This is a genomic window from Neisseria sp. P0021.S006 (assembly GCF_051956895.1).
Genome location: NZ_JBQCWZ010000864.1, coordinates 1 through 610, shown reverse-complemented (window position 1 = coordinate 610; position 610 = coordinate 1). Strand labels below are relative to the sequence as shown.

General features: G+C 49.7%; 1 protein-coding gene and 1 pseudogene. One reads left to right on the top strand and one right to left on the bottom strand.

The genetic code is table 11. The annotated features are described in order from the left end of the window. Nucleotides 1-441, top strand: a 441-nt coding sequence (locus ACTHUM_RS17570) for a DUF421 domain-containing protein (protein WP_440403632.1), incomplete at its 5' end; no start/stop codon positions are given. A gap of 71 nt (nucleotides 442-512) precedes the next feature. On the opposite strand, the pseudogene ACTHUM_RS17565 reads toward ACTHUM_RS17570, so the two are convergent. Continuing rightward, nucleotides 513-610: pseudogene (locus ACTHUM_RS17565) on the bottom strand (DUF488 domain-containing protein); the annotation flags it as partial.

The window sequence follows — 610 nt, the reverse complement described above, 5'->3', positions numbered from 1 at the left end:
GTACTGATTTTGTGGACGTTGTTGGTCTTAAGCCTGAAATTCATCAAAAACCACAACCACTGGGTCAAATCCGTGATTGACGGTAAATCCGTTTGGATCATCGTCAACGGCGAAGTCCAAGCAGAAGAATGTATGAAAAACGGCATCAGCGCGCACGACCTCATGTTCAAACTCCGCGCCGCCGGCATCTACGAAATCTCTGCCGTCAAACGCGCCGTGATGGAACAAAACGGCCAGCTCGCCGTCATTAAGTACGGCGACGAAAGCCTGCGCTATCCGCTGATTACAGACGGCCAAGTCGACCCCGACATCCTCGAAATCATTAAGCGTGACGAAGAGTGGCTGCAACAAGAACTCGACCGCCTCCACCTTGAAGCCTCGCAAGTCTATATCGGCGAATACATAGACGGAAAATTGGTGGCACACCGTTATCCTTCTTGATTTGAAAATAGCAGGCCGTCTGAAACCTTGTTTTCAGACGGCCTTTTTGTATCCGGTGCAAATACTGTTTTTTAATCGCGATATTCAAACGTTGCACCCAAAAATTGAGCCAGTGCGGAGACGTGGGAATGTCGGGGGTCTTTGACGGCGGTCAGCAACAAGATATTGC